Annotated in this window: 1 protein-coding gene; it reads left to right on the forward strand. The window is 65.6% G+C overall.

Annotation, left to right across the window (positions count from 1 at the left end; genetic code table 11):
* Window positions 1-163: 163 nt before the first annotated feature.
* Window positions 164-1,322: serine hydrolase domain-containing protein (locus ACWGPE_RS18855; RefSeq protein WP_452049290.1), on the forward strand; the 1,159-nt coding region annotated here is incomplete at its 3' end.

The raw sequence follows: 1,322 nt of genomic DNA on the forward strand, positions 1-1,322 counted from the left end.
GAGCCGAGCAGTCCTCTGCGGGACCCTGCGACGAGTGTGCAGCTTCTGGTGATGAAAGGCTGAAATCGCCGCAAGAAGCTACACATTCGTCGCAGTGCCGGCTCATGACATCACCGACCAGAAGGCGCGCTGTCGTCGAGACTGATCCCGTACCGTCGATCGGGTGACCGTGTCGCGATTGCGTCTTACCCGGCTGTGCGCCGTGGGAACGGTCCTGTTCACGATCGGCCCGACGACGTCATGCGGACAGCCGGCGCCTCCACCGGCGGCCACCAGCACGCCGACCACGACCGCACCATCACCCACTGTCCCGGTTCCCACTCTCGCCGCCGTCGTACCTACCGGTGACTTCACCCCGGTCTCACAACTGGTCAACGACAACATCGCGGCCCATCGCCTGCCCGGCGCCGTGGTCCAGGTCGGGCACGGGGGCAACGTCGTCTTCCGCCAGGCATACGGTTCGCGCAAGCTCGACGGCGAACCGGGACTGGACGGAGTGCCTGCCCCCGCCGAACCGATGACAGAGGACACGATCTTCGACCTGGCCTCGTTGTCGAAGAGCATCGCGACGACGACGGCCTTCATGCAGCTCTACGAACAGGGCAAGGTCAACTTCGACGACCAGGTGCAGACCTACCTGCCCGACTTCAACCCCGCCAACGACCCACGCCGCGCACAGGTGACCCTTCGCATGCTGCTCACCCATACGTCGGGCATCGCGGGCGACCTGAGCCTGGACGGACCGTGGGGGCTCGACAAGGCCGACAAGGCCGAAGGCATCCACCGCGCGCTCGGCGCGTGGGTGGTGTACGAACCCGGGGAGCGCTTTCACTACTCCGACATCAACTTCATTCTGGTCGGCACGATCATCGAACGGATCACCGGCCGGCCCCTGGATGGATACGTGCAAGACAATGTCTTCGCACCGCTCGGGTTATCCGATACCCACTACCTTCCGGCCACCAAAGCCTGCGGCCCGCACGAGGTCCGGGGAACAGCAATCGCCTTCGACCCGAGCGCACCCAAAGTGAACGACTGCCCGGCAGGTACCTGGAGCATTGCACCGACGGCGCTCGATGAAGACACTCCGGGCATCAACCCGGACTTCGGCCGCCCGTTGCGCGGTACCGTGCATGACCCGACCGCACGCCGCATGGGTGGTGTGGCCGGGAGTGCCGGGGTGTTCTCGACCGTGAACGATGTCGGCCGGTTCGCGCAGGCTCTGCTCGATCGTCTCGCCGGCCGCCCGAGCACGTTTCCGCTGAAGCAGTCAACCGTGGAGTTGATGACGACTCCGCAGCAGCCCGGGCACACCCCTGAAC

The sequence above is a fragment of the Agromyces sp. NPDC055658 genome (assembly GCF_053618155.1).